At 51.6% G+C, this 25,030-nt stretch carries 25 protein-coding genes; 6 read left to right on the top strand and 19 right to left on the bottom strand.

What is annotated here, in order from left to right:
- Nucleotides 1-2 precede the first annotated feature (2 nt).
- Genes proC through mtnB form a run of 4 tightly spaced genes read left to right on the top strand, consistent with a single transcriptional unit; the run spans nucleotide 3 to nucleotide 3,455 of the window.
- Entirely contained in the window at nucleotides 3-884 is an 882-nt protein-coding gene (gene proC / locus AC6ESO_RS02540; RefSeq protein ID WP_497090014.1) for a pyrroline-5-carboxylate reductase, read from the top strand.
- Nucleotides 881-2,110 carry a 2,3-diketo-5-methylthiopentyl-1-phosphate enolase gene (locus AC6ESO_RS02535; RefSeq protein ID WP_497090013.1) on the top strand — a complete coding sequence of 410 codons (1,230 nt, stop codon included), beginning with the start codon at nucleotides 881-883 and terminating at the stop codon, nucleotides 2,108-2,110. The genes proC and AC6ESO_RS02535 overlap by 4 nt, the downstream gene beginning before the upstream one ends.
- A complete protein-coding gene (locus tag AC6ESO_RS02530) occupies nucleotides 2,110-2,802 on the top strand; it encodes a 2-hydroxy-3-keto-5-methylthiopentenyl-1-phosphate phosphatase (RefSeq protein ID WP_497090012.1) in 693 nt (230 codons plus the stop codon). The genes AC6ESO_RS02535 and AC6ESO_RS02530 overlap by 1 nt, the downstream gene beginning before the upstream one ends.
- Nucleotides 2,803-2,804: 2 nt before the next feature.
- A complete protein-coding gene (gene mtnB / locus AC6ESO_RS02525; protein WP_497090011.1) occupies nucleotides 2,805-3,455 on the top strand; it encodes a methylthioribulose 1-phosphate dehydratase in 651 nt (216 codons plus the stop codon).
- Nucleotides 3,456-3,508: 53 nt separating this feature from the next.
- On the opposite strand, the gene AC6ESO_RS02520 is transcribed toward mtnB, so the two are convergent.
- Nucleotides 3,509-4,819 (bottom strand): DUF2515 family protein, encoded by a 1,311-nt coding sequence (locus AC6ESO_RS02520; protein WP_497090010.1) that lies wholly within the window; start codon nucleotides 4,817-4,819, stop codon nucleotides 3,509-3,511.
- 148 nt (nucleotides 4,820-4,967) lie between these two features.
- Here AC6ESO_RS02520 and AC6ESO_RS02515 point away from each other — a divergent pair, with 148 nt between their 5' ends.
- Nucleotides 4,968-5,636: an SOS response-associated peptidase gene (locus AC6ESO_RS02515; protein ID WP_497090009.1), complete on the top strand. Its 669-nt coding sequence runs from the start codon at nucleotides 4,968-4,970 to the stop codon at nucleotides 5,634-5,636.
- Nucleotides 5,637-5,681: 45 nt separating this feature from the next.
- On the opposite strand, the gene AC6ESO_RS02510 is transcribed toward AC6ESO_RS02515, so the two are convergent.
- The 5 genes from AC6ESO_RS02510 to AC6ESO_RS02490 form a co-directional block, all read right to left on the bottom strand.
- Complete coding sequence (locus AC6ESO_RS02510) at nucleotides 5,682-5,969, bottom strand: stage VI sporulation protein F (protein ID WP_494817208.1); 288 nt, start codon at nucleotides 5,967-5,969, stop codon at nucleotides 5,682-5,684.
- Nucleotides 5,970-6,042: 73 nt separating this feature from the next.
- The gene (gene recG, locus AC6ESO_RS02505) at nucleotides 6,043-8,091 is read right to left on the bottom strand and encodes an ATP-dependent DNA helicase RecG (RefSeq protein ID WP_497090008.1); all 2,049 of its coding nucleotides are present in this window, start codon (nucleotides 8,089-8,091) and stop codon (nucleotides 6,043-6,045) included.
- A gap of 10 nt (nucleotides 8,092-8,101) precedes the next feature.
- The gene (locus AC6ESO_RS02500; protein ID WP_497090007.1) at nucleotides 8,102-8,956 is read right to left on the bottom strand and encodes a DegV family protein; all 855 of its coding nucleotides are present in this window, start codon (nucleotides 8,954-8,956) and stop codon (nucleotides 8,102-8,104) included.
- Between the two features lie 11 nt (nucleotides 8,957-8,967).
- On the bottom strand, nucleotides 8,968-10,776 hold the full coding sequence (locus AC6ESO_RS02495) for a DAK2 domain-containing protein (RefSeq protein WP_497090477.1): 1,809 nt from the start codon (nucleotides 10,774-10,776) through the stop codon (nucleotides 8,968-8,970).
- A 54-nt stretch (nucleotides 10,777-10,830) separates the two neighbouring features.
- Nucleotides 10,831-11,190 carry an Asp23/Gls24 family envelope stress response protein gene (locus tag AC6ESO_RS02490; protein ID WP_210654399.1) on the bottom strand — a complete coding sequence of 120 codons (360 nt, stop codon included), beginning with the start codon at nucleotides 11,188-11,190 and terminating at the stop codon, nucleotides 10,831-10,833.
- A 222-nt stretch (nucleotides 11,191-11,412) separates the two neighbouring features.
- Between AC6ESO_RS02490 and rpmB the strand changes: the two genes are divergently transcribed.
- Nucleotides 11,413-11,601: a 50S ribosomal protein L28 gene (gene rpmB, locus AC6ESO_RS02485; protein WP_091215486.1), complete on the top strand. Its 189-nt coding sequence runs from the start codon at nucleotides 11,413-11,415 to the stop codon at nucleotides 11,599-11,601.
- Between the two features lie 150 nt (nucleotides 11,602-11,751).
- Here the strand turns inward: rpmB and spoVM are convergent, their stop codons facing one another.
- The 13 genes from spoVM to rpoZ all read right to left on the bottom strand — a co-directional run bounded on the left by spoVM (nucleotide 11,752) and on the right by rpoZ (nucleotide 25,018).
- A complete protein-coding gene (spoVM, locus tag AC6ESO_RS02480) occupies nucleotides 11,752-11,832 on the bottom strand; it encodes a stage V sporulation protein SpoVM (RefSeq protein ID WP_010345573.1) in 81 nt (26 codons plus the stop codon).
- Nucleotides 11,833-12,062: 230 nt separating this feature from the next.
- Entirely contained in the window at nucleotides 12,063-12,332 is a 270-nt protein-coding gene (locus tag AC6ESO_RS02475) for a hypothetical protein (protein WP_494817204.1), read from the bottom strand.
- Nucleotides 12,333-12,349: 17 nt separating this feature from the next.
- Nucleotides 12,350-12,994, bottom strand: coding sequence for a ribulose-phosphate 3-epimerase (gene rpe, locus AC6ESO_RS02470; RefSeq protein WP_497090006.1), 645 nt, complete (start codon nucleotides 12,992-12,994; stop codon nucleotides 12,350-12,352).
- Nucleotide 12,995: 1 nt separating this feature from the next.
- Nucleotides 12,996-13,949 (bottom strand): ribosome small subunit-dependent GTPase A, encoded by a 954-nt coding sequence (gene rsgA, locus AC6ESO_RS02465; protein ID WP_497090005.1) that lies wholly within the window; start codon nucleotides 13,947-13,949, stop codon nucleotides 12,996-12,998.
- On the bottom strand, nucleotides 13,915-16,047 hold the full coding sequence (pknB, locus tag AC6ESO_RS02460; protein ID WP_497090004.1) for a Stk1 family PASTA domain-containing Ser/Thr kinase: 2,133 nt from the start codon (nucleotides 16,045-16,047) through the stop codon (nucleotides 13,915-13,917). The genes rsgA and pknB overlap by 35 nt, the downstream gene beginning before the upstream one ends.
- 5 nt (nucleotides 16,048-16,052) lie before the next feature.
- Nucleotides 16,053-16,808: a Stp1/IreP family PP2C-type Ser/Thr phosphatase gene (locus AC6ESO_RS02455; RefSeq protein ID WP_497090003.1), complete on the bottom strand. Its 756-nt coding sequence runs from the start codon at nucleotides 16,806-16,808 to the stop codon at nucleotides 16,053-16,055.
- Between the two features lie 6 nt (nucleotides 16,809-16,814).
- Nucleotides 16,815-17,861 (bottom strand): dual-specificity RNA methyltransferase RlmN, encoded by a 1,047-nt coding sequence (gene rlmN, locus AC6ESO_RS02450; protein WP_497090002.1) that lies wholly within the window; start codon nucleotides 17,859-17,861, stop codon nucleotides 16,815-16,817.
- Between the two features lie 134 nt (nucleotides 17,862-17,995).
- The gene (gene rsmB / locus AC6ESO_RS02445) at nucleotides 17,996-19,489 is read right to left on the bottom strand and encodes a 16S rRNA (cytosine(967)-C(5))-methyltransferase RsmB (protein WP_497090001.1); all 1,494 of its coding nucleotides are present in this window, start codon (nucleotides 19,487-19,489) and stop codon (nucleotides 17,996-17,998) included.
- A complete protein-coding gene (gene fmt, locus AC6ESO_RS02440) occupies nucleotides 19,486-20,430 on the bottom strand; it encodes a methionyl-tRNA formyltransferase (protein ID WP_497090000.1) in 945 nt (314 codons plus the stop codon). Before fmt ends, rsmB begins: the two co-directional genes overlap by 4 nt.
- Nucleotides 20,431-20,919, bottom strand: a complete 489-nt coding sequence (def, locus tag AC6ESO_RS02435) for a peptide deformylase (protein ID WP_494817196.1) — start codon at nucleotides 20,917-20,919, stop codon at nucleotides 20,431-20,433. It lies immediately after the preceding gene.
- A gap of 30 nt (nucleotides 20,920-20,949) precedes the next feature.
- Nucleotides 20,950-23,481: a primosomal protein N' gene (gene priA, locus AC6ESO_RS02430; protein WP_497089999.1), complete on the bottom strand. Its 2,532-nt coding sequence runs from the start codon at nucleotides 23,479-23,481 to the stop codon at nucleotides 20,950-20,952.
- Nucleotides 23,478-24,704, bottom strand: a complete 1,227-nt coding sequence (gene coaBC, locus AC6ESO_RS02425) for a bifunctional phosphopantothenoylcysteine decarboxylase/phosphopantothenate--cysteine ligase CoaBC (RefSeq protein WP_497089998.1) — start codon at nucleotides 24,702-24,704, stop codon at nucleotides 23,478-23,480. The genes priA and coaBC overlap by 4 nt, the downstream gene beginning before the upstream one ends.
- A 104-nt stretch (nucleotides 24,705-24,808) precedes the next feature.
- Nucleotides 24,809-25,018 (bottom strand): DNA-directed RNA polymerase subunit omega, encoded by a 210-nt coding sequence (gene rpoZ, locus AC6ESO_RS02420; RefSeq protein WP_090978245.1) that lies wholly within the window; start codon nucleotides 25,016-25,018, stop codon nucleotides 24,809-24,811.
- Nucleotides 25,019-25,030 lie beyond the last annotated feature (12 nt).

Below are 25,030 nucleotides of genomic sequence, written 5' to 3'. Positions count from 1 at the left end.
TCATGACGATACTTTCATCTTCTAGTGTTTCAACTGCAATTGGCTCGCTTAAAATGTGTTTCTACGGTGCAGGCTCCATTGCCGAAGCGATGGTTCGCGGACTGTTAGACCGCGGCTTGACCGAGCCGGGTCAAATCAGTATGATGAATCGGCAAAACGCTGCGCGCATGGAAGAGCTCGCGTCGCGATACGGCGTGAATACATCCTCTCTGGAAGCGGAGAAATCCGTCATGCTTCAGGAAGCGGATATCGTATTTCTAATGATGAAACCGAAGGATGCTGCAGAAGCAATCAGTCAAGTGCGGGATCTTCTGCATCCCGGTCAACTCATCATCTCGGTTATTGCCGGCATGACTATTCGCACGTTGGAAACGCTGCTAGGCAAACCGATGCCGATTGTTCGTACGATGCCGAATACATCAAGCACAATCGGACTTGGTGCGACAGGAATCAGCTTCTCCGCCTCTGTCACGGGCAATCAGCGTGACCTCGCCGAAACGATGTTCCAAGCGGTCGGTTTAACGGCGGTTGTGGAAGAACAGCTGCTTGAGGTCGTTACAGGGTTGTCTGGCAGCGGGCCTGCCTATGTCTATTACCTAATGGAAGCTATGATTGTAGCAGGCAGCCAGCTTGGTCTTACTGAGGACGCCGCTCGGGAGCTGACCGTTCAAACCGTACTAGGAGCCGCGCATATGGTGAAAGCTACTGGGGAGAACCCTGCTGATCTGCGCCGCAAAGTGACCTCGCCTAACGGCACAACGCAAGCTGCAATTGAGAAATTAGATGCAAACCATTTCTCGCAAGCCGTTATCAGTGCGATTACACGTGCTGCTGAACGCGCTGCTGAAATGGGAGCAGAGATTGAAAGGAAAGCGACATCATGAGTGAGCAAGCTGTATGTATAGCAACCTACCGTTGTTACGATGACAAAGCAGATTTTCATAAGAAAGCACAAGGAATTGCTGTAGGCTTAACCGTCGGCAGCTGGACGGACCTGCCGGAAGCGCGTAAAGCGGAGATGGAGAAACATCTGGGCCGCGTTATTTCCGTAGACGTTCATGAAGGCGCCGCTCCGGGAGAGCGGTATGCCGATCTTCTCATCGCCTATCCGGATGTGAACTTCAGCCGTGACCTCCCTGCCCTTCTCGTTACGGTATTCGGAAAGCTGTCCATGGATGGCAAAATCAAACTGCTCGACCTCGATTTCTCAAGCAATTTTGTTTCAGCTTTCCCTGGACCGAAATTCGGTATCGAAGGTGTTCGGAAGCTGCTAGGCGCGAACGAGCGTCCGCTGCTGATGAGTATCTTCAAATCTGTAATCGGACATGATCTCCCTAACCTGCGCGAGCAGTTCTATCAACAAGCGCTGGGCGGCGTAGACCTGATCAAGGACGATGAGATTCTATTCGAGAACCCGCTTACCCCGCTCGAGAAACGGGTTGAAGCGTGTATGGAAGCTGCGCGTCAAGCAGAACTGGTTACAGGGCAGAAGCTGCTGTATGCCGTAAACTTGACCGGACCAACGTCCAAGCTTGCCTCTCAGGCGAAAAAGGCGATCAACGCAGGCGCGAACGCACTCCTATTCAATGTGCTCGCCTATGGATACGACGTCCTGCACGAACTAAGCAGCGACCCGGAAATTTCGGTACCTATAGCGGCTCACCCTGCAATGGCCGGTGCCTTGTACCCTTCTGTACACTACGGTATTGCCGCACCGTTACTTCTTGGTAAGCTGATGAGACTTGCCGGTGCGGATCTTGTTCTATTCCCATCGCCATACGGCTCTGTCGTCATGCCGCGTGAAGAGAACTTAGCGGTGCAAGCAGCGCTGATCGATCCAGCCCTGCCGGTTGCGCCAAGCTTCCCGGTTCCGTCTGCCGGCATTCATCCCGGGCTTGTTCCGCTTATATTGCGAGACTTCGGCACCGATGTCGTTGTCAATGCAGGCGGCGGCATCCACGGACATCCGATGGGAACAGCCGCTGGCGGACATGCTTTCCGCATTGCCATTGAAGCCGCAAGAGCAGGCATTTCTCTGCCCGAAGCAGCGGCGAAGCCGGGTAACGAAGCGCTTCAAGCCGCGATTGACAGCTGGGGGTACAAAGAATAATGACCATGCACAGCAACGCTGCATCCAGATCACCACAGCGCGTTATCTTTTGCGACTTTGACGGCACCATTACGGAGAACGATAACATTGTTGCGATCATCAAGCATTTCAATCCGCCCGGCTGGGAAGCGATCGTGAACGACATCGTCGGGCAACGCAAGACGATCCGCCAAGGGGTTGGCGAGCTGTTCCGACTGCTGCCTTCTTCGATGAAACGGGAAGTTGTCGACTATGCCATTACCAATGCTACTATCCGTGCCGGGTTCGCTGATTTGCTGCAATACTGCAAAGAGAATCAAATTGAATTCTACGTCACTAGCGGCGGCATCGATTTCTTCGTCTACCCGCTTCTAGCGCAGTTTAGCATTCCGGAGAATCATATTTACTGCAACGGCAGTGATTTCTCAGGCGATCAGATCGAAATTACATGGCCTCACCCTTGTGAAGGCGAATGTAAAACCGACTGCGGCATGTGCAAAACGACCATTATTCGCCGCTTCCCTAAAGGTCAGTACGAGCGCATTCTAATTGGCGACAGCGTGACGGATTTTGAAGGAGCGAAGCTTGCTGATCTGGTATTCGCACGCTCTCATTTAACGCAGAAATGCAAAGAGCTCGGACTTTCCTATCACGAGTTCAAGACGTTCCATGACGTCATCGATGTATTGAAATTGCAGGAGGCGACAACCTAACGATGTCATTTGCGCAGATTGCATTAGAAGACAAGCAGCGCGTGCTTGCAGAGCTTACTGAAGTGAAGAGCCTCTTCGCTTCCCGGGGCTGGTTTCCGGGAACGAGCGGCAATCTTTCGATTCGAGTAGGCGACTTCTCGCCGGAGGAATTCAATTTCGCCATCACGGCTAGCGGCAAAGATAAGTCAATGTCGACGCCGGAGGATTTTCTGTTCGTCGATCAAGCAGGTAAACCGAGCGAGCCCACTCGCCTCAAGCCTTCGGCTGAAACCTTGATCCATTGCGAAATCTACCGTCAAACGGGCTGCGGCGCGATTTTCCACATCCATTCCGTCTATAACAGCATCGTCTCCGAACTATTCTGGGAGCGTAAATCAATCCCGGTGGACGGTGTTGAACTCATTAAAGCCTTCAATATTTGGGAAGATGACGCCCATATCGATATCCCGATCGTATCTAACTTCACACATATTCCAAGCATCGTACCGGAAGTTACGGAGCGACTTGACCCGCGTATTCCGGGCATCATGCTGCGTAATCACGGAATTTACGCTTGGGGGGCTAATGCCTTTGAAGCGAAACGCCATCTGGAAGCATTCGAGTTTCTGTTTGAATACGTATACCGCTGGGAATTGCTGCACCGCAAAGGCTAATGGATGCAGCACGATGAAAAAGGCGATAGAGGCAAGCTGCCTGCAGCTTATCTTTATCGCCTTTTGTCTTGTGCCGTGCTCGGCTTCAGCTGCTGGGCAGCCAGCACAGCTAACTCGATTTTGTTAATCGCGAGACAATGTTCTTCGGAGATGACAAACACCTCCGGCATCGGAAGCTGTTCAAAATATCCCTCTACCTCACTTAGCTCCAGAAACCAATCCGTACGACTGCCTATCTCTACAGGTACATCCTGCCAAGCTGCGGTCAGCTCCGGACTAGCTAGTTTCTTCGCTCCTCGCTTCAGCTTACAGCCATCCAGCTTCTCCACATAACTTCTTGTCGATTGGGATCGCAATTGCTTCGTAAATAAATGCGGGGCATAATCGGCTCTTGAGCCTGTATGATGCACGGCACGTACGAACGCCAGTACCCCCTGATGCACCTCTGGAACGCCATATAGAATGGCATATAGTCGTTTCCCGAATTCAATTCGCTCCTCCAAGCTGCGGAAATCCTCAAGTACCAATCCTGCAAGCTTCATAGCCCCTTCGTACGGTGCGCCATACGGCATAAATACAGCATTCGTCTGTAGCGGCGTTTGCAATAGGAAGGCAGGCTTTCGAATGACATGCTCCTTGAAGAACGTACTGCGAACCAGCGGTTCTTCAATGACATGCTGCTCATTCACGATAAGTGCGGTGGTCAGAGTGGCTGCATCTTTCCGACGCCAGAATTGCGACCAAACCGGACGCATGAAACCGGACACGCCAAAGGCAGGCAATAACGAGAAGAGCTCCCGCCCTTCCTTCCGCGAAGCCTCGTAGAGTAGCAGCTGGGGATAAGCATCTTGAAAAATCATAGCATTCGCGCGTTCCAGCAGCAGAAACGTCTGCTTGCGATAGGCGCGATCAAGCAGCCGCGGCAGCAGCTCGCCCTGCAGATCCGTCATATTCCAGCCGCCATTGCGGGAAACCAGATGGGCCAGCAACGCCCAGTGCAGCTCAGGACTCCGAAAATAAACGGCGCGATACGCCTCGGTACGAGTCACGTTGTTCTGATTGGCGATCTCTGTTTCGTGACGAATCCGATGGATTAATGCACGTTCCTGCTCGTTATACAACTCGGACAGCTGCTCTTTAGGCAATTCTGTCGATTGCTCCCCAAGTGACTTCCAACCTGCTCGCAGCTCCCGGACGAACTCCGGCTTGAGCTCCACTGGAATCGCGTGCTGCGCCAGCTTCGAAGAAGCTCGTTTCGCCCGCCGCTTCGCCGCTACATAAGCCACGATTCGTGCAGGCAATCTGCGCAGTACCAATAGGATTCGCTTCATCACTGAAGGGTTCGTGCTGCCTTGATGCTCCATGCGCTTCGCCACTCCTTTCATTATGGGGCGACATCCGTTTCTTCTTGTCCACGGGTATACAATTTAGTATGGGCTTCTCTACAATCAATTAGCCGCCCGTAGTATACTGGAGAGAATAGGACGAATATGTGCAGGAGGTCTGCAGACGATGTGTGGACGTTATACCATTACAGTATCTTTGGAAGAGCTAATGTTACGTTATTGGATTTCTTCCACGAATGTGCCTTACAATCAGCCCAAATATAATGTGGCCCCTGGTCAAATGGTGTTCGCCATCGTTGGCGACGGAACGCAGAACCGGCTCGGCGAGCTCAAATGGGGGCTTGTCCCTTCATGGGCAGACAGCCCGAAGGTTGGCAACAAAATGCTCAATGCGCGCTCGGAGACCGTATGGGAGAAACCGGCATTCAAGCAGCTCATTCGCCGCAAACGCTGCATTATTCCGGCCGATGGTTTCTATGAATGGCGGCAAGATGAGAAGGACAAGCAGCCGATGCGCATCGTGAAACGCGACCGCAAGCTTTTCAGCATGGCCGGGCTATATGATACATGGGTTTCTCCGGAAGGCATTAAACTGAGCACCTGTACGATTCTGACAACAGAGCCTAATGAGCTAATGGCCCCGATCCATAATCGGATGCCGGTAATCCTCCACGAAGAGCATGAAGCGATGTGGCTTGACCGCTCCATGCAGGATCAACAGCAGCTCCATGCGCTGCTGACCCCCTTCCCGTCTGAGCTGCTTGAGGCGTATCCCGTTGGCAAAACAGTCGGCAGTGTGGCGAATGACGATGCTTCATGTATCGCACCTATTTGAATGCACCAGCACCAGATGAGCAAAAAAAAACCGCCGATCCAAGGATCAGCGGAACATAGCCCATAGCTTGATAAGGTGAATCGTGTTTGAAGGATCGATTTTTTGACCGAGGATGAAGGCAATTAATTGCTCTTCTTGCTGCTCCGTAAGTGACTCTTGTAAGATGCCGGCTGACGTCTTGACTAGCTTCTTTACTTTCGTGCGATCCTGTAAATCATATTTGGTCACACCATTTAACAGCATCTTCATACGATCCTTCACGACCGGATTCTTCATCTTCAATTTCACACGCTCGACCAGCTCGGGCCGGATACCATATTTCGTGTAGCTCATCTTATGGCTAGCACCTCCGTCGGCTTCTTAAAGCCATTCGTTGTACTATATGCTAAGACAGCCACTTTAAAAACTAGTCCAAGAGTTCCCCTTGAAAAAGTTGCTCTTTCTTCAGCAAATCACGCAGTCTGGCATAGGCCGCTGCCGTCCAGAAATCCGGCTTCGCCGTCATCTCAGCCGCATCGTCCCGGGCTTCCTCGAGCACTGCAAAATCGGCCGCCATGTCGGCCAGCTTAAAGTCCGGAACGCCGCTTTGCTTCGTCCCGAAGAAATCGCCGGGTCCCCTCAGCTCCAAATCTCGCCGCGAAACCTCGAAGCCATCATCCGTTTCCGTCATGATTTTCATCCGCTCGCGACCGATTTCCGATTTCGGATCGGCAATCAAAACACAGTAGGATTGATGGCCGCCGCGTCCTACTCGCCCGCGCAGCTGATGCAGCTGCGACAAGCCAAACCGCTCCGCATCCATAATGACCATCAATGTAGCGTTGGGCACGTCGACCCCGACCTCCACGACAGTAGTTGCTACGAGCACATGCACTTCATTCTCACTGAATGCGCGCATCACTTCATCTTTGTCAGAGGTAGTTAACCGTCCATGCAGCAGTCCGATCTTTAAATCCGGGAAAGCTTGCTGGATTTGAATATGTAAGTCGATCGCATTCTGCACATCCAGCTTCTCCGATTCCTCGATGAGCGGGCATATAAAATAACACTGACGCCCCGCCTCTACCTCGCGTCGAATGAAGCCGAGCACCCGGTCCAGCATATTATGCTTGACCCAATTCGTCTGAATCGGCTTCCGTCCTTGCGGACGTTCGCGCAGCGTAGATACGTCGAGGTCGCCGAACGCCGTAATCGCAAGCGTTCTGGGGATCGGAGTCGCAGTCATCGTAAGCACGTCGGGATTCATCCCTTTGCGTCGCAATACACTCCGCTGGTTAACGCCAAACCGGTGCTGCTCATCGGTTACTACTATACCGAGACTGCGGAAATTAACGCCTTCCTGAATAATGGCCTGCGTGCCAACGATCACGTCAATAAGCCCCATCTGGAGTCCTGCCAGCACATCGCGGCGTTTCTTCTCCGTCAAGCTGCCTGTTAACAGTGCAACCTGCAGCCCAACACCGCCTAGCAGCTTCTGTAAGGAGCGATAGTGCTGCTCCGCTAAGATCTCCGTCGGCACCATCAGCGCCCCTTGGTGACCCGCTTTATAGGCGGCAAATAGCGCAATCGCCGCTACGACCGTTTTCCCGGAACCAACATCGCCTTGCAGCAGTCTGTTCATGCAGGAAGGATGGCGCATATCGATCAATATCTCGTTAACAACCTTCTTCTGCGAATCCGTCAGCTCAAAAGGCAGCGTACGAACGAAAACCCGGATCGATTCCGCATCAACCACATGGGCGACGCCATCCATCCGCTTGCGGTTAATCGTGCGATACGCCTGCAGCTTTAACTGGAACAAGAACAGCTCTTCATAAACAAGTCGGCGGCGAGCTGCTTGCCCTTGCGCGATATCTTCAGGCTGATGAATCTGCTTCACCGCATCGCGGCGCAGCATGAGGCCATGCTTGTCCATCAATTCAACAGGCAGTATCTCTTCCACCATCGGACCGTATTGAAGCAGCGCTTGCGCCATGATTTTGCGTATCCATGGCTGTGTCACGCTCCCGCCAACGGAGTAGACGGACTGGAGAGTCCCTGAGCGCGAGGCACCTTTATCAGGGAACTCGGATTCCGACACCGTGATTTGCAGCCGCTGCTGCTCCCACTTGCCCGTCAGAACGATATCCCGGCCGGGAATCAGCTGATCCTGCAAAAAATGCCGATTAAACCACACGGCCGTCACTAATATGCCGTCGATCACTATCTTACAGGTTAAGCGAGTCTTAGCACGGCCGAGCCGCTGCAGGAGCGGATTGCCCATAATCTTGCCTTCAACGGTCGCTTTCTCCCCATCCTTCGTTTCCCCTAAGCTCCGAATCCGATAATCTTCATATCGAAACGGAAAATAATCCAGCAAATCTGCGATCGTATGAACGCCAAAGGCGTGAAGCTCCAATTCCTTCTGAGCACTCACGCCTTTCATTTGCCGGACCGTTATTTGATCCAGCTTCATCCCCATTACCTCACACCCGCGTAATAAATAAAGCAGCGGCACCCGGACCGGCATGCGTTCCGATAACGGAGCCGATCTCGGTTTGCCGGATGCTGCGTATGTTAAGCTGTCCTTGCGCCAGAGCTGCAAGCTCAAGCGCCAGCTCGTTCTTATGTGTCCACCCGACTGTCATTTCAATCGGATCATTGCCGAAGTCGTTCTTGAACAAGTCGATAATGCGCTGCATCGCTTTCTTGGTTCCGCGCACCTTATCCACTGCCGTTACTTCGCCTTCGCTGTCGATCGTCAAGATCGGCTTAATGTTAAGGATCGAACCAAACAAAGCCGCTGCCTTGCCAATTCGACCACCCTTCTGCAAATACTCAAGCGTATCCAGCAAGAAGTACATGCGGCGATCTTTAATCATATGTTCCACCTTGGCGACAATGGCTTCTTTGGTTTCACCCGCAGCCGCCATCTCTGCTGCTTTAACAGCCAACATACCGCAGCCATAAGACGCGGATTTGGAATCGATCACCGTGATATCGCCGGGCACGTCAAGCAAGGTTGAGCCTAGAACCGCCGATTGATAAGTGCCGCTTAGTGCAGAGGACAGATGAATCGAGATAATAGAAGTGTCCTTCCCTGAACCGAGCACACGCTCGTACGCTTCCATAAACTCTACCGGAGAGGGCTGTGAGGTGGTAGGCAGCATATCCGCTTTGGCCAATCGCTCATAAAATTGACTATTCGTGATGGTAACTCCATCGAGAAACGTATCCTCACCGAAAAGCACCTTAAGCGGTACCATTTCGATATTATGCTGCTCACGGACACGCTTTGGAATATCCGCCGTACTGTCCGTTAATATCTTGATTGCACCCATTCCAGCACCCCCTATTCCACTGCAAATAGATATGGATAAAGCGGTTGCCCGCCTTCATGTACTTCGAGTTCTGCATGTGCAAAGGTTTCGGTTGCCCATTGTACGAATTCCGCAGTTACGGCTTCGTCTGCTTGTTCACCTGTGAGAATGGTGACCAGCTCACCGCCGTCTTCCAGCATTCTGGCGAGCAGCTCCCGGCAAGTTTCCTGTAAGCTTGGGGAAGCTGTCACAATGGACTTCTCCATGATGCCGATATAATCGCCTTCATGAATGGTAATGCCGTCAATCGATGTATTGCGTACCGCATTGGTTACTTGGCCCGAACGTACCTGCTTAGCGGCTTCGCTCATCGCTTCTGCGTTCTCTTCAGCAGTACCGTCTTCCTTAAAGGCCAGAACAGCTGCGAGACCCTGCGGAATATTCTTCGTTTGTATAACGGTTACATTTCGTTCACACAGCTCAGCAGCTTGCTGCGCAGCTAAGATGATATTGCCGTTGTTCGGCAGTAAGTAAATATGCTCAGCCGACAGCGAGTCGATCGCATTGACGAAATCCTCTGTCGATGGATTCATCGATTGTCCGCCGGATAACACAACATCCACATTGTTATCCATGAAGATCGACGCGATCCCTTCGCCCATGGCCACTGCGATGATGCCGAATGCTGCCCACTCATGAGCCGATTCCGCCGTGATCGAAGCCGCAGGCGTGCCCGTCAGCACTTCCGAGACTGCAAGCCCAAGCGCCGCTTCCTCCACAATCGCCGTTTCCTTCAGTGGATCCTCAAGGACATCAGGTGCTGCCGATGTACTGCCGCTCAGCTGTGCAGCTTCATCATGAAGTAGATCACGGTGCTGCTCTCGCATGTTAAGAATATGAATTTCAGTTAGCTCACCGTAAGGCAGCGCATAATTCAGCACGTCCCCCGGCTTGCGTGTATGAACATGAACTTTAATGATTTCATCGTCAGCAATGACAAGAATCGAATCCCCGTCTCTGCTAAGCATGCCTTTAAACAAAGCTTCGTCGAAGCGCAGCACATTGCGGCCTGCAAGCTTCCGATTAATGAAAAATTCCATATCGTATAAAAATTCAATATTCTCGGTTGCCAAGCGGGATTGCGCGCTGGATGGCACCAGGTTAGGACGTGGAACCGGTGGTGCTGGCATAGCCTTCATCGCCGGGAACACCTCTGGTGAGGCTGCCTCCGAACCTACATGACTGTCATCCACAGTTCCGCTGTTTTCAGTTAATGCACGCAGAAAACCTTCATAGATGCAAACAAGTCCTTGACCGCCGGAATCGACTACCCCAACTTGTTTAAGTACGGGCAGTAAATCCGGTGTACGTGCAAGCGATTCATTCGATTTCGTTACAACCTCGCGCAGCATCTCTGTCATATCTGTTGTGCGCTTAGCAATTGATACCGCATGTTTAGCCGTATCTTTCGCAACGGTTAGGATCGTCCCTTCAACCGGTTTAACTACGGCCTTGTAGGCCATGTCTACACCGTTCTGAAGTGCAGCAGCAAACTGCACCGGATCGATTTGATCCAAGTTGACGATACTTTTGGCGAACCCCCGGAATAACTGTGACAAAATAACGCCGGAATTCCCGCGTGCGCCCATAAGCAATCCTTTAGAAAGCGCTTCCGCAACTTTGCCTATTGCTGGGGAGGATTTGCTCTGCAGCTCGCGTTTTCCTGACGTCATCGTTAAATTCATATTCGTCCCGGTATCACCGTCCGGAACCGGGAACACATTCAGCGCGTTAATGCGCTCAACATTACTTTGCAAACTTTCCGCTCCGCTCAGAACCATACTTGTAAAGTCTGAGCCGTTAATAAAGCGTTTAATCAAACGTATTACCCCTTCCTACCGAGATACCCGTACGCCTTGGACAAAAATATTGATGACGTCTACCTTGACGCCGATGACCTCATTCATCACATATTTCACTTTCGACTGAATATTATGTGCGACCTCGGAAATTTTTGTGCCGTAGCTAACGATGATGTACAAATCAATGTGTAAGTAGTCGTTCTCTCGGTGGACTTCAACACCGCGCGATAAATTATCTCGACCGAGCAACTCAGCAATTCCGTCTTTCAGCTGCTTTCTTGAAGCCATACCTACCAGTCCATAACAATCCAGTGCCGCTGAGCCGGCAAGAACGGAGATAACATGGTCGGTTATGAATACATTGCCTAATTCCGAATTAATCTGCAGGGGCATGGAAAACCACTCCTTCACCGTTATTATTATGGACTAAATAACATTGTACTATAAATAATGACGATTTTGAAGCCCAATGCCCATTTTACGACCATTTTCTGCATTTTAAGCGCTTTATATACCTTAGGGATGGAATCTTCAAATGCTTGATGAATGTGATTTGTTATGTTATTATATTGGAGTCTGTTTATTTGCAGTGATTCTTCAAGGGAGGTGTATTTCATGTCTCGCAAATGTTTCATTACTGGCAAAGGTCCAGGGGTAGGCAACCATGTTTCGCACGCTAACAACAAAACTCGCCGCACTTGGGGCGTTAACGTTCAAAAAGTTAGAATTCTTGTTGACGGCAAACCAAAACGTGTTTATGTCAGCACTCGTGCTCTGAAAGCCGGCAAAGTGACTCGTGTATAACGGCATTAAGCCATGGACAAAAAGCACCTGATTCCATCAGGTGCTTTTTTGCATGTCTAGGCACAGGAGGGACCAAATGCTGTGCTCTGTGCTCAGGATGCTGCATGTCGAACCGTTCCTTAGCGCGACTTCATACCTTGCTGGCAGCCGCTAGTTCTTTTGGAACGTATTCAGAATCGCCTTCACGAAGCCACCCAAAAACTTCGGCAGCTTGATCGTGTAAAATTTCATGCTCCACCCCTCCTAAGAGTTTTGCCTCAGCAAAACCGTTCATAAGCATAAGCTCTAGTTTTGCATGTGCGTGTGCGTGAGCAAAACGTTCTTCGTATGCTGAATAAACATCCGTAACGGTCCTCTCAGCCTTTTTCACACAAAAAAAGGCTACAAGAACGTTCGTTCATGTAACCATCCTATGCGATCTATGATTGTCCTATTCCAAACCCGAAGTCATCAGCCAGCTGTTAGGCCGTAGTCATTGGATGCGCCCTGGCATAAAGTACTACGGCAATCAAAACGGTAAAGAAAAGAAAGAACAGCAACGACATTACACCAAATACGATTCGCGAGCGCAGTGATGTAAACCGCTTGAAATAGAAGATTGCAATAACAAGTGCAAGAATGGAGAACAGAAAATTGACGCCAGTCTTTACATTTGGAAAGATCGCCAGCATCAGGCCGCAGCCTAAACTAAACAGTGTGCATAGTAAGCCTTTCTTTAACCATTCGGGCATCTTGAGTCCTCCTACTCCTATCGCAGAGCTGATATGGCCGCTGCGCGATCCTGTTCAGTGAATACGGCATTGCCGGCTACAAACACATCGGCACCCGCTTCTCTGACAAGCTTCGCAGTGGTTGCATTGATCCCGCCATCGACCTGGATCAGCATGTCACCAAGGCCGCGCGATTCAAGCAGCGCGCGCAGCTGACGAATCTTCTGAAGCGATTGAGGGATAAACTTCTGGCCGCCGTAGCCCGGGTTCACGGTCATGATTAGAACCATATCCAGGTCATCCAGCACGTTCTCCAAGACGTTAATCGGCGTAGCCGGGTTCAGCGCGGCGCCGACAGGCAATCCGGCTTCTTTGATTTGGTGAATAACGCGGTGTAGATGAACGCATGCTTCGGCATGCACCGTAATACGATCAGCGCCTGCTGCTACGTAAGACGCAATATGCAGCTCCGGACGTTCGATCATCAAATGAACATCGAACACAAGCTTCGTGGCTGGCCGAACAGAACTAATGACAAGTGGTCCGAACGTCAGTGTAGGGACGAAATGGCCGTCCATGACATCAATATGAATCCAATCCGCTCCGGCACGATCCACGTCTTTGATTTCGTCTGCAAGTGTCGCAAAATTAGCCGACAATATCGATGGTGCAATGATAGACATTTCAGTACCTCCGCTTTTTCTCTTTCATTTCCTCCATGAACAGCACGTAGTTGCTATGGCGGCTAGGCGCAATTTCTCCGCGTCCCAGCGCTTCCAGCACCGCGCACTCCGGTTCATGAATATGTGTACAGCCACGGAATTTACATCCGGAAGAAAGCTCTCGCATTTCTCTGAAACAAGTGCCTAATTCTTCAATTCCCAGCTCGGCAAAATCCAACTGACTAAAGCCAGGTGTATCTGCAACATAACCCCCGCCAATATCAACAAGCTCGACATGCCGGGTCGTATGCTTACCGCGGCCAAGTCGGTTACTGATTGCGTTTGTCTCGAGCGTGAGGCCCGGTACGAGCGCGTTGAGCAGCGAGGACTTCCCTACGCCGGATTGGCCGGCGAACACCGCCAAATGGCCTTGTAGGCGCTCTGCCAGTGCCGGAGTTCCATCGCCTTGCCTTGAGCTCGTCACAAGCACCTCATAGCCGATCGGTTGATAAATGCGAAGCACATCGTTCATGGCAGTTCGCGCTTCTTCGGAATCCTCGCCATCTTCAGCGAGATCCTGCTTGCTAAGGCAAAGTACTGCTTGGATGCCCGCATGCTCGATATGAACTAAAAACTTATCCAAAAGCTGCAAGTTCAGCGCCGGCTCTGTGACCGAGAAAACCAGAACAGCAAGATCAATATTCACAACAGGCGGGCGAATCAGCTCCGAACTGCGCGGTAAGATACGGTTTACGGCTCCTTCGCCGTTCTCCGTCTCTTCGTATTCAACGACGTCGCCGACGAGCGGGGATTCGCCGCGTTTCTTGAAGATGCCGCGGGCTCTGCATTGGATCGGCTCCACATCGGAGGAAGCATCGAGCGGCCTTACATAATAATAGCCGCTCAATGCTTTAACGATCCTTCCTGTTAAATCGGTCTTGTTATTGGTCGGTCTCGTTTGTGGTCGTATTGCCATCAGTTGGATTCTCCTCAGTTTGCGCCGGCTGATCTGCCGGCGGCGTTTCGGTGCCCGGGACCGTTTCCGGCGCTCCGGTTTCACCTGATTTTACATCTTCATACGTTTTGGAGAAGGTGTCGGTAAATTGATTGTCTCGATAAATCGTAACCATCGCTTCCGTGTTTGGATCAAGCACGACCTTAACCGGGAAGGACTGTGTATCTTTAATTTTCCGTTTGCCCCACTCAATATTCTCACCGCGGGCATCCGTATACGTAATGCGGATTTCGCTTGTTTTGCCAGCTACTGCAGGCGATATCACGATATTGAACGTGTATTCAATGGCTTCTTCCGGTAAGCCGGAGCTTACAGTGATCGTAATCGGCGCTCCTTCGGAAACCGGAGCCTCGGGATCAAAAGGATACTGTGCAATTACGGTTCCTTTTTCCTTATAGCTAGGCTCGCGAACGATATCCGCTTCGTTAATTTTGAGGCCCTTGGACTTCAAGATCGAAATGGCCTCTTTCTCCGTCTTATTAATCAGATTCGGCATCGGGAAGGTTTCTTTCCCTTGGCTGACCGTGAAATTGAATTTCACTGTCTTCGGATCAAATTCAGCTCCGGCCTCAGGAGACTGCTCCAATACGGTACCGGGCGTCTCATCGCTGAAGGTTTCATCCTTCGTAATATTGTCTTGGGCTACGCCCAGAGCAACCAGCGCTGCCACCGTATCCTCATAGGACTTGCCGGCATAGTTGCTGGCTGTCGCGAGCTTAGGCCCTTTACTGACGTACAGCTTAATGAATGAACCTACCTTCACCCGTTGATTTGGCTTGGATTGCTCATAAACGACGTCCTTGGGAACCCCTTCTTTATCGGTATAAATCGAGGGCTCTTCCACTTTAAGGCCTGCATTCTCCAGCATGGTGCGAGCTTCCGTTTCTGTCTTATTGACCACATACGGTACATCGACCTCTTCGATATCAAACCAGCTTAGAACGGTCATGGCTCCCCAATAGACAAGAGCAATAATAATCAACGTTGAAGCAACGGTCACGACAGGCTTGACCCATCTGCGCTTGCGCGGCTCCTCTTCAAGACCATTTGAATTCCAGCGATCTTGATCGGGCGGCTGCTCGGATGAGATTTTCACTTTCTCCGATGTGCCGGACTGCTCGGTTTTCACATTCGAAATCGTGTCGGTCATCTTATCGACGATGCTGCCGCGAATCGCTGGCATAACACGTGTCTCATCAAAATCAGAATTGGCGAATGTGATCTTCGGTTCCTTCAATCGCTCCGGCTGCAAGCAGGTTTCCAGATCGCTGAGCATTTCCTTGGCGGATGCATAACGTTCAGCCGGATTCTTCCGCATCGCACGCAAAATGACATTCTCCACACTTTGCGGTATGTACGGATTAAGCGTTCTTGGCTCGGCGAATGTTTCTTGCAAATGCTTCAGTGCTACGCTGATTGGGCTCTCCCCTAAGAAAGGCAGCTTCCCCGTCACCATCTGGTAAAGCACGATGCCAAGCGAATACAAGTCGGATTTCTCGCCGGTTACGACGCCCTTCGCATGTTCAGGTGAGAAATAATGAACGGAACCCACCACAGAACCTGTTTGGGTAATCGTCGAAGAGGTAACCGCGCGTGCAATGCCGAAATCGGTTACTTTCACGCGGCCGTTCTTGCCGATGAGTATATTATGTGGTTTGATGTCACGATGAATGATTTGATTATAATGTGCATGCTCAAGCGCGTCGCAAATTTGAATCGCAATTCGAACCGCTTCCTCCGTTTGCAACGGTGCACGCTCTTTAATGATTTCGTTTAAATTGTTGCCTTCGACATATTCCATTACGATGTAATGCGTATCGTCCTCTTGTCCAACATCATAAATACTGACGACATTGGAATGCGAAAGAGAGGCTGCCGATTGCGCCTCACGTCTGAAACGGCGAATAAACTCCTCATCGTGTACGAACTGCTGACGCAGCACTTTAACCGCTACATTACGATTGAGCAAAATATCATGGGCTTTGTATACAAGCGCCATGCCGCCTCCGCCGATGCGTGTAATAATTTCATATCTTCCGCCTAGTTCATGTCCTATCATGTCGATCACCCCTCGAGCTCTGTGTCTTCGGCATGATGCAGCAGCACTACTGTAATATTGTCGTCTCCGCCGGCATCAAGTGCCAGCTGTACGAGTTGATCTGCCTTTTGATCCAACGTAAGATCATCCTGCCCTAAAGTCTCCACGATTGCTGAAGTACTAGCCATAGTCGTCAGACCATCGCTGCATAACATAAGCAAATCACCGGCTCGCCAGGAAGTGCAAATGATATCGACTTCAACCTCTTCATCCGTGCCGAGTGCACGCGTAATTACATTTCTTCTCGGATGGACCGCCGCTTCTTCCGGCGTAATCTGACCCGATTTAACCAACTCTTGAACAAGCGTATGATCCTCAGTAAGCTGAGTCATGACGCCTTCTCTCCATTTATAAACCCGGCTATCGCCGATGTGACCGATGACTCCGTTATCGTCTTGTATAAGTGCGGCAACTATGGTCGTTCCCATATTATGAAATTGTTCGTTGTTGGACGACATGTCAAAAATAACTTCGTTCGCTTGCAGAATAGCCTGCCTCATAAGCAGCTTACGCTCTTCCAAGGACAGCCCAGCAGCAACATCCTCCAGCGCTTCCCGAAAGGTGTCTACCGCTAGTTGGCTTGCCACTTCACCTGCCTTGTGACCGCCCATACCATCGGCAACTATCGCCACAGTCAGGCCGAACTCGTAAGAGTCCGACCAAGCTGTGTCTTCATTAATGGATCGAATACGCCCAACATCGCTCCGATAAGCGATTTTCACAACTCATCACCCCGCCGTAGACTCCATATGTTTAGCACGTAGTTGTCCGCAAGCTGCTGCAATGTCATGACCTTGTTCTCTGCGGATGGTGGCATTGATATTGTTCTTCTCTAGAATGCGGTGGAACTCGAAAATCTGCTCGCGCGGGGTTCGCACATAATCGCGCTCCGGCACGTGATTGACCGGAATCAAATTCACGTGGCATAGCATGCCTTTCAGTACGTCAGCCAGCTCTTGAGCGTGCTCGCTTTGATCATTCACGCTGCCGATCAAGGCATACTCAAACGTGATCCGGCGTCCTGTCTTGGCAATGTAGTTGCGGCAAGCTTCCATTACTTCCTCGAACGGGAAGCGGCGGTTAACCGGCATCAATTTCGAACGGAGCTTGTCGTTAGGCGCATGAATGGATATCGCCAGATTGATCTGTGTGTTCTCTTCGGCGAATTTGTACATGCTTGGCACGATGCCGCTTGTCGAAACCGTAATGTGACGCTGGCCGATATTCAGCCCTTTCTCATGGATCATATTACGAAGGAACGTCATTGTCGCATCATAGTTCTCGAACGGCTCGCCTGAACCCATGATTACGATACTCGATACGCGCTCTTTCGTTGCATCAAGCATTTGCTGCGCCACCACAACCTGCGCGACGATTTCGCCGGCAGTAAGGTTGCGTTTCAGACCGCCAAGCGTCGATGCGCAGAATGTGCAGCCGATCCGGCAGCCGACTTGCGTCGTCACGCAGATGCTGTTGCCATAGTTGTGACGCATAATAACCGTTTCGATTGCATGATTGTCATGCAGGCCGAAGAGGAACTTCACCGTACCGTCCTTCGACTCGAATTTCGTAATTTCAGTTAGCGTAACGAACGCAAAATGTTCTTCCAGCTTCTGCCGAAGACCCTTCGAGAGATTGCTCATCTCTTCAAAGCTCTTCACGCGTTTCACATAAAGCCACTCGAACAGCTGAGTTCCCCGGAAAGCAGGCTCGCCATTCTCTTTCATCCAATCTTGCAGTTGATCTAACGTATAGTCGTAGATGAACGGTTTCATCGTTTTTACACCTGTTTCTTTTATCAAAATATGTTCTGAGCCCTCTTGATAAGAGTGCCCCTGATTATTTTACCACAAACGCCCATAACAGGCCACTTGATGCTGTCATGGGCGTTTGCATGCTGTGCAGCTGGTTAGTTAACTCGTTTCAACCGGGCAATAAAGAACCCGTCGCTTCCAAACTGCTGCGGCAGCAGCTGAACCATCCCTTTGAAGTTCTCATCGATAACTTGGCCTTCTTTAAGCGGCCGCAGAATATGCGAGGACCAATTGGCATCAAGCTTGTAGTCAGGCTGACTCGCCAGAAACTTCTCGATTTGCCCTTCATTCTCTTCCCGTTCGATCGTACACGTACTGTATACGAGCGTACCGCCCGGCTTTACGAGCTTCGCGGCCACTTGAAGCAGATCGGTCTGCAAAGCAGCAATCGCGTGAACATCAGCTTCGCTCTTCGTCCATTTGATCTCCGGCTTGCGTCTGATCACTCCGAAACCGGAGCATGGCGCATCGAGCAGCACCAGATCAAAGCTCTGCGGCTCGAAGCGCGAAGCCAGCTCGAGCGCATCTCCGGTTATCGCTTCAACGGCGTTTAAACCAAGACGCGCGGCTTGTTCTTCGATTAGCTGTTTCTTGTGCGGATGGACGTCGTTCGCGTACACTTGCCCGCGATCCTCCATCAGCTCGGCCAGATGCGTCGTCTTGCCCCCGGGAGCTGCGCAGCAATCCAGCACTTTCATACCGGGCGCCGGCGCGCACACTTCCGCAACAAGCATGGAGCTCTCATCTTGGAGTGTCCAGAGTCCGGACTGATACCCTTCTGACTGAGCAAGGTTCCCGCCTCCATTAACGATGATGGCTGCATCGGCAAGCTTCGATGCAGTTGCGTCTAACCCATTGTCCGTAAGGAGGCCAATGGCTTTCTCGCGAGATAAGCGCAGCGGATTCACGCGCAGGCTGCTGTGCGGAGGCTCATTGCCGGATGCGCAAATTTCCTCCGCTACAGCCTCGCCGTAGCTATCGATCCAGCGCTTGACGAGCCAATCCGGATATGAATGCGTGATGCCGATCCGCTTGACCGGATTCGCATTCTCAATCGGCTCTTTCAGTTCAGACAAGCTGCGCTCCAAATTACGCAGCACACCGTTAACCATGCCGGATATCCCGCTGTGGCCGCGTCTTTTGGCAATCGAGACGGCTTCATTCACGGCAGCATGCGCCGGTATGCGATCAAGCAGCAGCAATTGATACGCACTCATGCGAAGCAGCACGAGGACCCAAGGCGTCAGCTTGTTAAAGCCTTTCGTGACGAGCATGTTCAGCCTGTCATCCAGCAGACGCTGATGCTGGATCGTGCCGTACACCAGCTCAGTTGCCAGACCGGCATCTTGCCGCGATAGCTGTGCATCCTGCAGCGCACGGTTTAATTGCAAGTTGCTGTACGCTCCGGCTTCTGCCACCTTCACAAGCGTATCCAACGCAACTTCGCGCGCTGTTTTACGTCTTGGCGGCTGCTTCTGCTGTTGTTGTTTCGCACCTTTTACTGCGCCGTTTGGTTTCTTGCCGCTGCGACCTTGCCCGGTTGCAACGCCTCCTGACCCTTTACCGCGATTGTTCGGTCCTCCGCTCATGCTTCACCACCGCCGAACAATGTGCCCACTTCAAGTCTGGCCCCTTTCAGCCATTCCACGGCATCCATCGCTTTCTTCCCTGCAGGTTGAATATTCGTCAATAGCAGCGAACCCTCACCTGTTTGTACAAGAATTCCGTCATCGGACAGGTTCGTTACCGTGCCAGGCAAGGCTTTGTCATTGCTGCGATCGACGGCGTGGCAGCCCCACACTTTGAACGGCTCGCCATTCCAGATCGTAAAACCGCCCGCCATCGGGGAAAGTCCGCGAACCTGGTTATAAATTTGACTCGCTTTGCGGCTCCAGTCGATCCGTTCATCTTCGCGGGACAGGTTTGGTGCGTATGTAGCTTCTTCGTGATTTTGCACGATCCGATTCGCTGTTCCGGCTTCAATGGCAGGCAATGTTTCTGCAAGCAGCTTAGCACCGGCCACAGTAAGCTTCTCAAACAGCGTACCGGAAGTATCCTCCTCCGCAATCGGTACCTCGACAACGCTGACCATATCGCCCGTATCCAATCCTTCAGCCATGTACATGATCGTAACGCCGGTCATGCTCTCACCATTGATAATGGAGCGCTGGATGGGCGCGCCGCCGCGATAACGCGGAAGCAAGGAGCCGTGAACATTGATACAGCCCAGACGCGGAACGTCCAGCACCGCTTTCGGCAGGATCTGTCCGTATGCCGCAGTGACAATCAGGTCCGGCTGAAGGTCGGCAATCTGCTTCACAGTATCGGATCCACGCAGCCGTTCCGGCTGAGCAACAGGCAGTCCGCGAAGAAGAGCCGCTTCCTTAACCGGAGGCGGCGTCAACGTTTTTTTGCGACCTTTCGGGCGATCAGGCTGTGTGACCACCAGCTCAACGGTATGTCCTGCGGCAATTATGGCTTCCAATGATGGAACGGCAAACTCTGGCGTTCCCATAAATACGATTCGCATTTATTCACTCTCATTTCGGGGAGGACGGCTAGCCGTATCGTAGATCGAAACCGCAATATCCGTAAACAATACGCCATTTAAATGGTCGACTTCATGCTGAAAAGCGCGCGCCAAAAAATCAGTCGCTTCCATCTCAAACGTTACGCCGTTACGGTCCTGCCCTCTTAGTTTAATGCGTTGTGCACGGTTAACATCACCGCTGATTTTGGCAATACTGAGGCAGCCCTCAGGTCCAAGCTGTTCGCCTTCAGCCTCGATAATCTCCGGGTTTACCATTTCAATCAAACCATGATCATCGCCAACATCGACGACGATGACGCGTTTGGAGATGCCTACCTGCGGTGCAGCCAGACCCACTCCGTCCGCATCGTACATCGTCTCCGCCATATCGCGAAGTAATTTATGCAAATTAGCATTAAATTTCGTTACCTCTGCCGCGCGCTCGCGCAAAACCGGATCCGGATCTTGAACAATCAGTCGAATAGCCATCATTTGACCTCCTATAATAAAAATTTAAACTTATAATATCACTTGCGGATCTACGTCAACGCTGATCTGCACAGGCGGTTGACCCTGCGGTCCCGAAATCATGCTGATCGCCTGCTTCAACAGGTCGATGGCCCCAACGTTTCCACGATATTTTATCATACATTGAAAACGATAGCGATCTTTCATACGCGGAATAGGAGACGCAACCGGACCCAAAATATCGATAAATCGGCTGCCATCACTATCGATCCAGCCTTTCACACCGGATTCATAGGCTAGCTGTCGAAGCGTGGATGCGAGCTTATCGCCTGCCGTAATAAGAAGCGTCAGCTGTTCATCCGATAAGGTCACTACAATCAGCCTGCAAAATGGCGGATACGACATGAAGCGACGATGCTTCAGCTCCTCCTGCACGAATGCCGAATAATCATGATGCTGCGCCGAAACGATCGCATAATGTTCCGGATTGTAGGTTTGCACGATAACTTCACCTAGCAGCTCATGCCGCCCAGCGCGGCCCGCAACCTGTGTAAGCAACTGGAACGTCTTCTCCGCTGCGCGGAAATCAGGCAAATGCAGCGACGTATCTGCGGCAATGACGCCTACTAAAGTAACGTATGGAAAATCAAGCCCTTTCGCCACCATTTGCGTGCCGAGCAGCACATCTGCTTTGCGCTCGCCGAACATGGTCAGCCATTTCTCGTGCGAGCCTTTCTCGGTCGTCGTATCCACATCCATCCGAATGACACGAATACCGGGAAACAGCTTGGCCAGTTCTTCTTCAACCCGCTGCGTACCTGTACCGAAGAATCGAATATGCTCGCTTTCGCAAGTCGGGCATTTCTCAGGTGCCTGCTCGGCATGGCCGCAGTAATGGCAACGCATAACGCGCGACTTCTGATGAAAGGTCAGCGAAATATCGCAGTGCGGGCATTGCGCCGTATATCCGCATGAGCGGCACATCACGAAGGTCGAATAACCTCTTCGGTTCAGCAGCAGCACCGACTGCTCGCCTTTCTCCAAGCGATCCAGCAGCGCCGCGTGGAGCTGGCGACTGAACATGGAGCGATTGCCTTCTTTGAGCTCATCGCGCATATCGATCAGATGGACCTTGGGCATCGGACGATTGCCGACCCGGTGAGGCATGGGAAGAAGGGCTGCCCCGCCTGACGCGTTTGCTCCTGAATCAGATGAAACCGAAGTGGAGGTAAGTATGCGTGAAGCAGCAGCGTAGCTTTCGAGAGAAGGTGTCGCTGAACCCAGAACAACCGCAGCGCCATGCTGCCTGGCACGTCTAACAGCAACATCCCGGGCATGATATTTCGGACTTTCCTCTTGTTTGTAGGAAGACTCATGTTCTTCGTCAATGATAATTAAGCCTACACGCCGGAATGGGGCGAATACAGCGGATCTTGCCCCGACTGCAACCTGCGCGCGGCCTTCGCGAATTTTCCGCCATTCATCGTAACGCTCACCGTTAGATAGCCGACTATGTAAGACGGCTACGGAATCGCCGAAACGCCCTTTGAATCGCTCAACCATCTGCGGCGTGAGAGCAATCTCCGGAACGAGGACGATCGCCTGCCGCTCGTACTGTAAGCAGCGCTCGATTGTTTGCAAGTACACTTCCGTTTTGCCACTGCCTGTGACACCATGGAGCAAAAATACGCGAGACGCCTCCGCATCCAAGGCTTCCGCGATTTCTTCATAGACAGCCTGCTGGCCTTCCGTTAACGGAAGCGGCTCTGTACGTTTGAAATGACGTCCTGCGTATGGATCACGCTGCTGTTCAACTTCACGGAGTGTAATAAAACCCTTATCTGCAACGGCGCGAATTGTGCTGGATGTCGTTGACAATGTCTCAACAAGCGCAGTCATTGTAATCGGTTCGCGGTTTTCCAGCATGTAGCGAAGCACTTCTTGCTGTTTGGCAGCGCGTGCTGAGTAATTCAATAACGCTTCTTGGGCCAAAGCCTCATTATCCGGCGGATAGATCGTCAACACTTTACGAACGGACAGCCGGTCCTTTATCGTAACTTGCTCCGTCAAAATCCCCAGCTTAACAGCCTGCTTGATTGCAGCAGCTTCATCCGGAAAACGTTCCTGTAAGGCGGCCATTCGAACCGGACCTCCGCTAGCACGAATAAACGCAAGCCATGGCGCTTCCCCAGCACCTGCCTGAAGCCAAGAAATCTCCTGTTCTTCCTCTGAGATCGTCACGACAGAGTCGGCTTTCCCTTTGAGCGCGGCAGGAATCATCACTTGAAGTGCAGTGGTAAGCGCGCAGAAATATTTCTCGCTGATCCATTGGGCCAGTTCGACTAAGTCGGGCGATAGTGGCGGTATATGATCTAAAAGCTCAGCAATCGGCTTCAGTTTGTTCATGTCAACATCCGCGTAATCAGCGAGCCCAATGACGAATCCCTGTAATACACGGCCCCCGAATGGAACGCCTACTCGACTGCCAACCTCTACCCAGCCAAGCAGACCGGCGGGAATGGTATAGTCAAAAGGCCGATCCGTCGCACGGCTCGGCACATCTACGATGACTTTGGCAATCATTCAGCGGCCCCCTTGGCCGCTGCTGCCTTGGTTTGCATCCGCTGTGTAATGATAGTCATTAAGCGGTCCGCAACTTCCCGTTTGCGAAGCATCGGCATCGCTTCCACAAGCCCTTCCTCACCGAACAGCTGCACAATATTCGTATCGACGTTAAAGCCTGCGCCTTCTTGCGATACATCATTTGCGACGATGAGGTCGCAATGCTTGCGAACCAGTTTGTCCATCGCATACTGCGCTACTTGATCGGTTTCAGCAGCGAAACCAACTAGGAATTGATGTTTCTTCTTTTCGCCCAGCGTCTTAAGGATGTCCGTCGTCCGCTCAAGCTCGATGACGAGCTTCTCTTCTTTTTTCTTTATTTTGCGGTTTGATCGTACAACCGGCCGATAATCCGCGACTGCCGCTGCTTTGATCACCAAATCTGCCGTATCATAACGCTCGAGCACGGCTTGCAGCATGTGCTCCGCTGATTCAACATGCACGATGTGCACGCCTTGTATCGGCTCCACGCTCGTACGAGCTGCAATAAGTGTAACGTTCGCCCCGCGATTCGCTGCTGCTTCTGCAAGGGCAAAGCCCATTTTGCCGGATGAATCATTGGTCAGGAAGCGTACCGGATCCAGTCGTTCCACGGTTCCGCCTGCTGTAACGATTACGTTCTTACCCGCTAAATCTTGGCTCTGTTCGAACCATTGCTTCACAGCCTGCACGATTTCTTCCGGCTCTGCCAGACGACCTTTGCCGACATATCCGCAGGCGAGTAATCCGGTTCCCGGCTCTACGAAGCGCGCTCCGCGTTCCGCGAGCAGTGCCATGTTATGCGCGACAGCAGGATGATCATACATATGGACGTTCATAGCAGGCGCGATTAGGATCGGCGCCGTCGTTGCCAGAAGCGTCGTACTCAGCATGTCGTCACCGATGCCATGTGCCATTTTCGCTAAAATGTTGGCTGTTGCCGGTGCAATCACGACCAAATCCGCACTGTCCGCCACATTGATATGCGCTACAACCGATGGATCGAATTCGTCAAACGTGTCGGTGTATACGGTATGACGCGACAGGGTTTGCAACGTAAGCGGCGCAATGAACTTCGTTGCCGATTCCGTCATGATGACACGTACGTTGGCACCTGCCTGCACCAATCGGCTGCACACGGTCGCCGCTTTATAAGCTGCGATTCCGCCGGAGATGCCAAGTACAATTGTTTTTCCTTTCAGCACCTATGATCACTCCTCTTACGCTGTAGCATCATGAATGGATAAATCCTAAAATGTTAAAAAAATAACAACCGCTAGGGTTGTTATCGTTGTGCTTCATGAATTTCTTAGTCCTTCTTGTTTAGCGTACTCTCTACTACAAGAATGTCTTGGTAGATTTCTTCAAGGGCAATCCCGACGTACTTGTGGGATCTTGGGGAACGAATTTCTGTTTTGCTTCCGTCACGAAGCATTCTTGCACGACGCGATGCTGCGACAACCAAGGAATACTTGCTGTCGACCTTCTTCATCATTTCATCAATCGATGGATATAACAACGTTCCTTCACC

The sequence above is a fragment of the Paenibacillus rhizoryzae genome (assembly GCF_059686995.1).
The sequence above is the reverse complement of the archived record's forward strand: the minus strand, read 5'-3'. Positions and strand labels throughout refer to the sequence as shown.

What these genes read in the sequence shown, in the direction of transcription:
- priA (WP_497089999.1), bottom strand. Translation starts at nt 23,481, where the DNA reads ATGATTGCCAAAGTCATCGTAGATGTGCCGAGCCGTGCGACGGATCGG.
- fmt (WP_497090000.1), bottom strand. Translation starts at nt 20,430, where the DNA reads ATGCGAATCGTATTTATGGGAACGCCAGAGTTTGCCGTTCCATCATTG.
- AC6ESO_RS02530 (WP_497090012.1), top strand. Translation starts at nt 2,110, where the DNA reads ATGACCATGCACAGCAACGCTGCATCCAGATCACCACAGCGCGTTATC.
- AC6ESO_RS02475 (WP_494817204.1), bottom strand. Translation starts at nt 12,332, where the DNA reads ATGCCCGAATGGTTAAAGAAAGGCTTACTATGCACACTGTTTAGTTTA.
- recG (WP_497090008.1), bottom strand. Translation starts at nt 8,091, where the DNA reads ATGAAGCTGGATCAAATAACGGTCCGGCAAATGAAAGGCGTGAGTGCT.
- AC6ESO_RS02515 (WP_497090009.1), top strand. Translation starts at nt 4,968, where the DNA reads ATGTGTGGACGTTATACCATTACAGTATCTTTGGAAGAGCTAATGTTA.
- def (WP_494817196.1), bottom strand. Translation starts at nt 20,919, where the DNA reads ATGGCTATTCGACTGATTGTTCAAGATCCGGATCCGGTTTTGCGCGAG.
- rpe (WP_497090006.1), bottom strand. Translation starts at nt 12,994, where the DNA reads ATGTCTATCATTGCACCATCGATATTGTCGGCTAATTTTGCGACACTT.
- rsmB (WP_497090001.1), bottom strand. Translation starts at nt 19,489, where the DNA reads ATGAGCGGAGGACCGAACAATCGCGGTAAAGGGTCAGGAGGCGTTGCA.
- mtnB (WP_497090011.1), top strand. Translation starts at nt 2,805, where the DNA reads ATGTCATTTGCGCAGATTGCATTAGAAGACAAGCAGCGCGTGCTTGCA.
- proC (WP_497090014.1), top strand. Translation starts at nt 3, where the DNA reads ATGACGATACTTTCATCTTCTAGTGTTTCAACTGCAATTGGCTCGCTT.
- AC6ESO_RS02510 (WP_494817208.1), bottom strand. Translation starts at nt 5,969, where the DNA reads ATGAGCTACACGAAATATGGTATCCGGCCCGAGCTGGTCGAGCGTGTG.
- spoVM (WP_010345573.1), bottom strand. Translation starts at nt 11,832, where the DNA reads ATGAAATTTTACACGATCAAGCTGCCGAAGTTTTTGGGTGGCTTCGTG.
- rsgA (WP_497090005.1), bottom strand. Translation starts at nt 13,949, where the DNA reads ATGGCAATACGACCACAAACGAGACCGACCAATAACAAGACCGATTTA.
- AC6ESO_RS02490 (WP_210654399.1), bottom strand. Translation starts at nt 11,190, where the DNA reads ATGCCCCTGCAGATTAATTCGGAATTAGGCAATGTATTCATAACCGAC.
- AC6ESO_RS02535 (WP_497090013.1), top strand. Translation starts at nt 881, where the DNA reads ATGAGTGAGCAAGCTGTATGTATAGCAACCTACCGTTGTTACGATGAC.
- pknB (WP_497090004.1), bottom strand. Translation starts at nt 16,047, where the DNA reads ATGATAGGACATGAACTAGGCGGAAGATATGAAATTATTACACGCATC.
- rpmB (WP_091215486.1), top strand. Translation starts at nt 11,413, where the DNA reads ATGTCTCGCAAATGTTTCATTACTGGCAAAGGTCCAGGGGTAGGCAAC.
- rlmN (WP_497090002.1), bottom strand. Translation starts at nt 17,861, where the DNA reads ATGAAACCGTTCATCTACGACTATACGTTAGATCAACTGCAAGATTGG.
- AC6ESO_RS02520 (WP_497090010.1), bottom strand. Translation starts at nt 4,819, where the DNA reads ATGGAGCATCAAGGCAGCACGAACCCTTCAGTGATGAAGCGAATCCTA.
- AC6ESO_RS02500 (WP_497090007.1), bottom strand. Translation starts at nt 8,956, where the DNA reads ATGGGTGCAATCAAGATATTAACGGACAGTACGGCGGATATTCCAAAG.
- AC6ESO_RS02495 (WP_497090477.1), bottom strand. Translation starts at nt 10,776, where the DNA reads ATGGTTCTGAGCGGAGCGGAAAGTTTGCAAAGTAATGTTGAGCGCATT.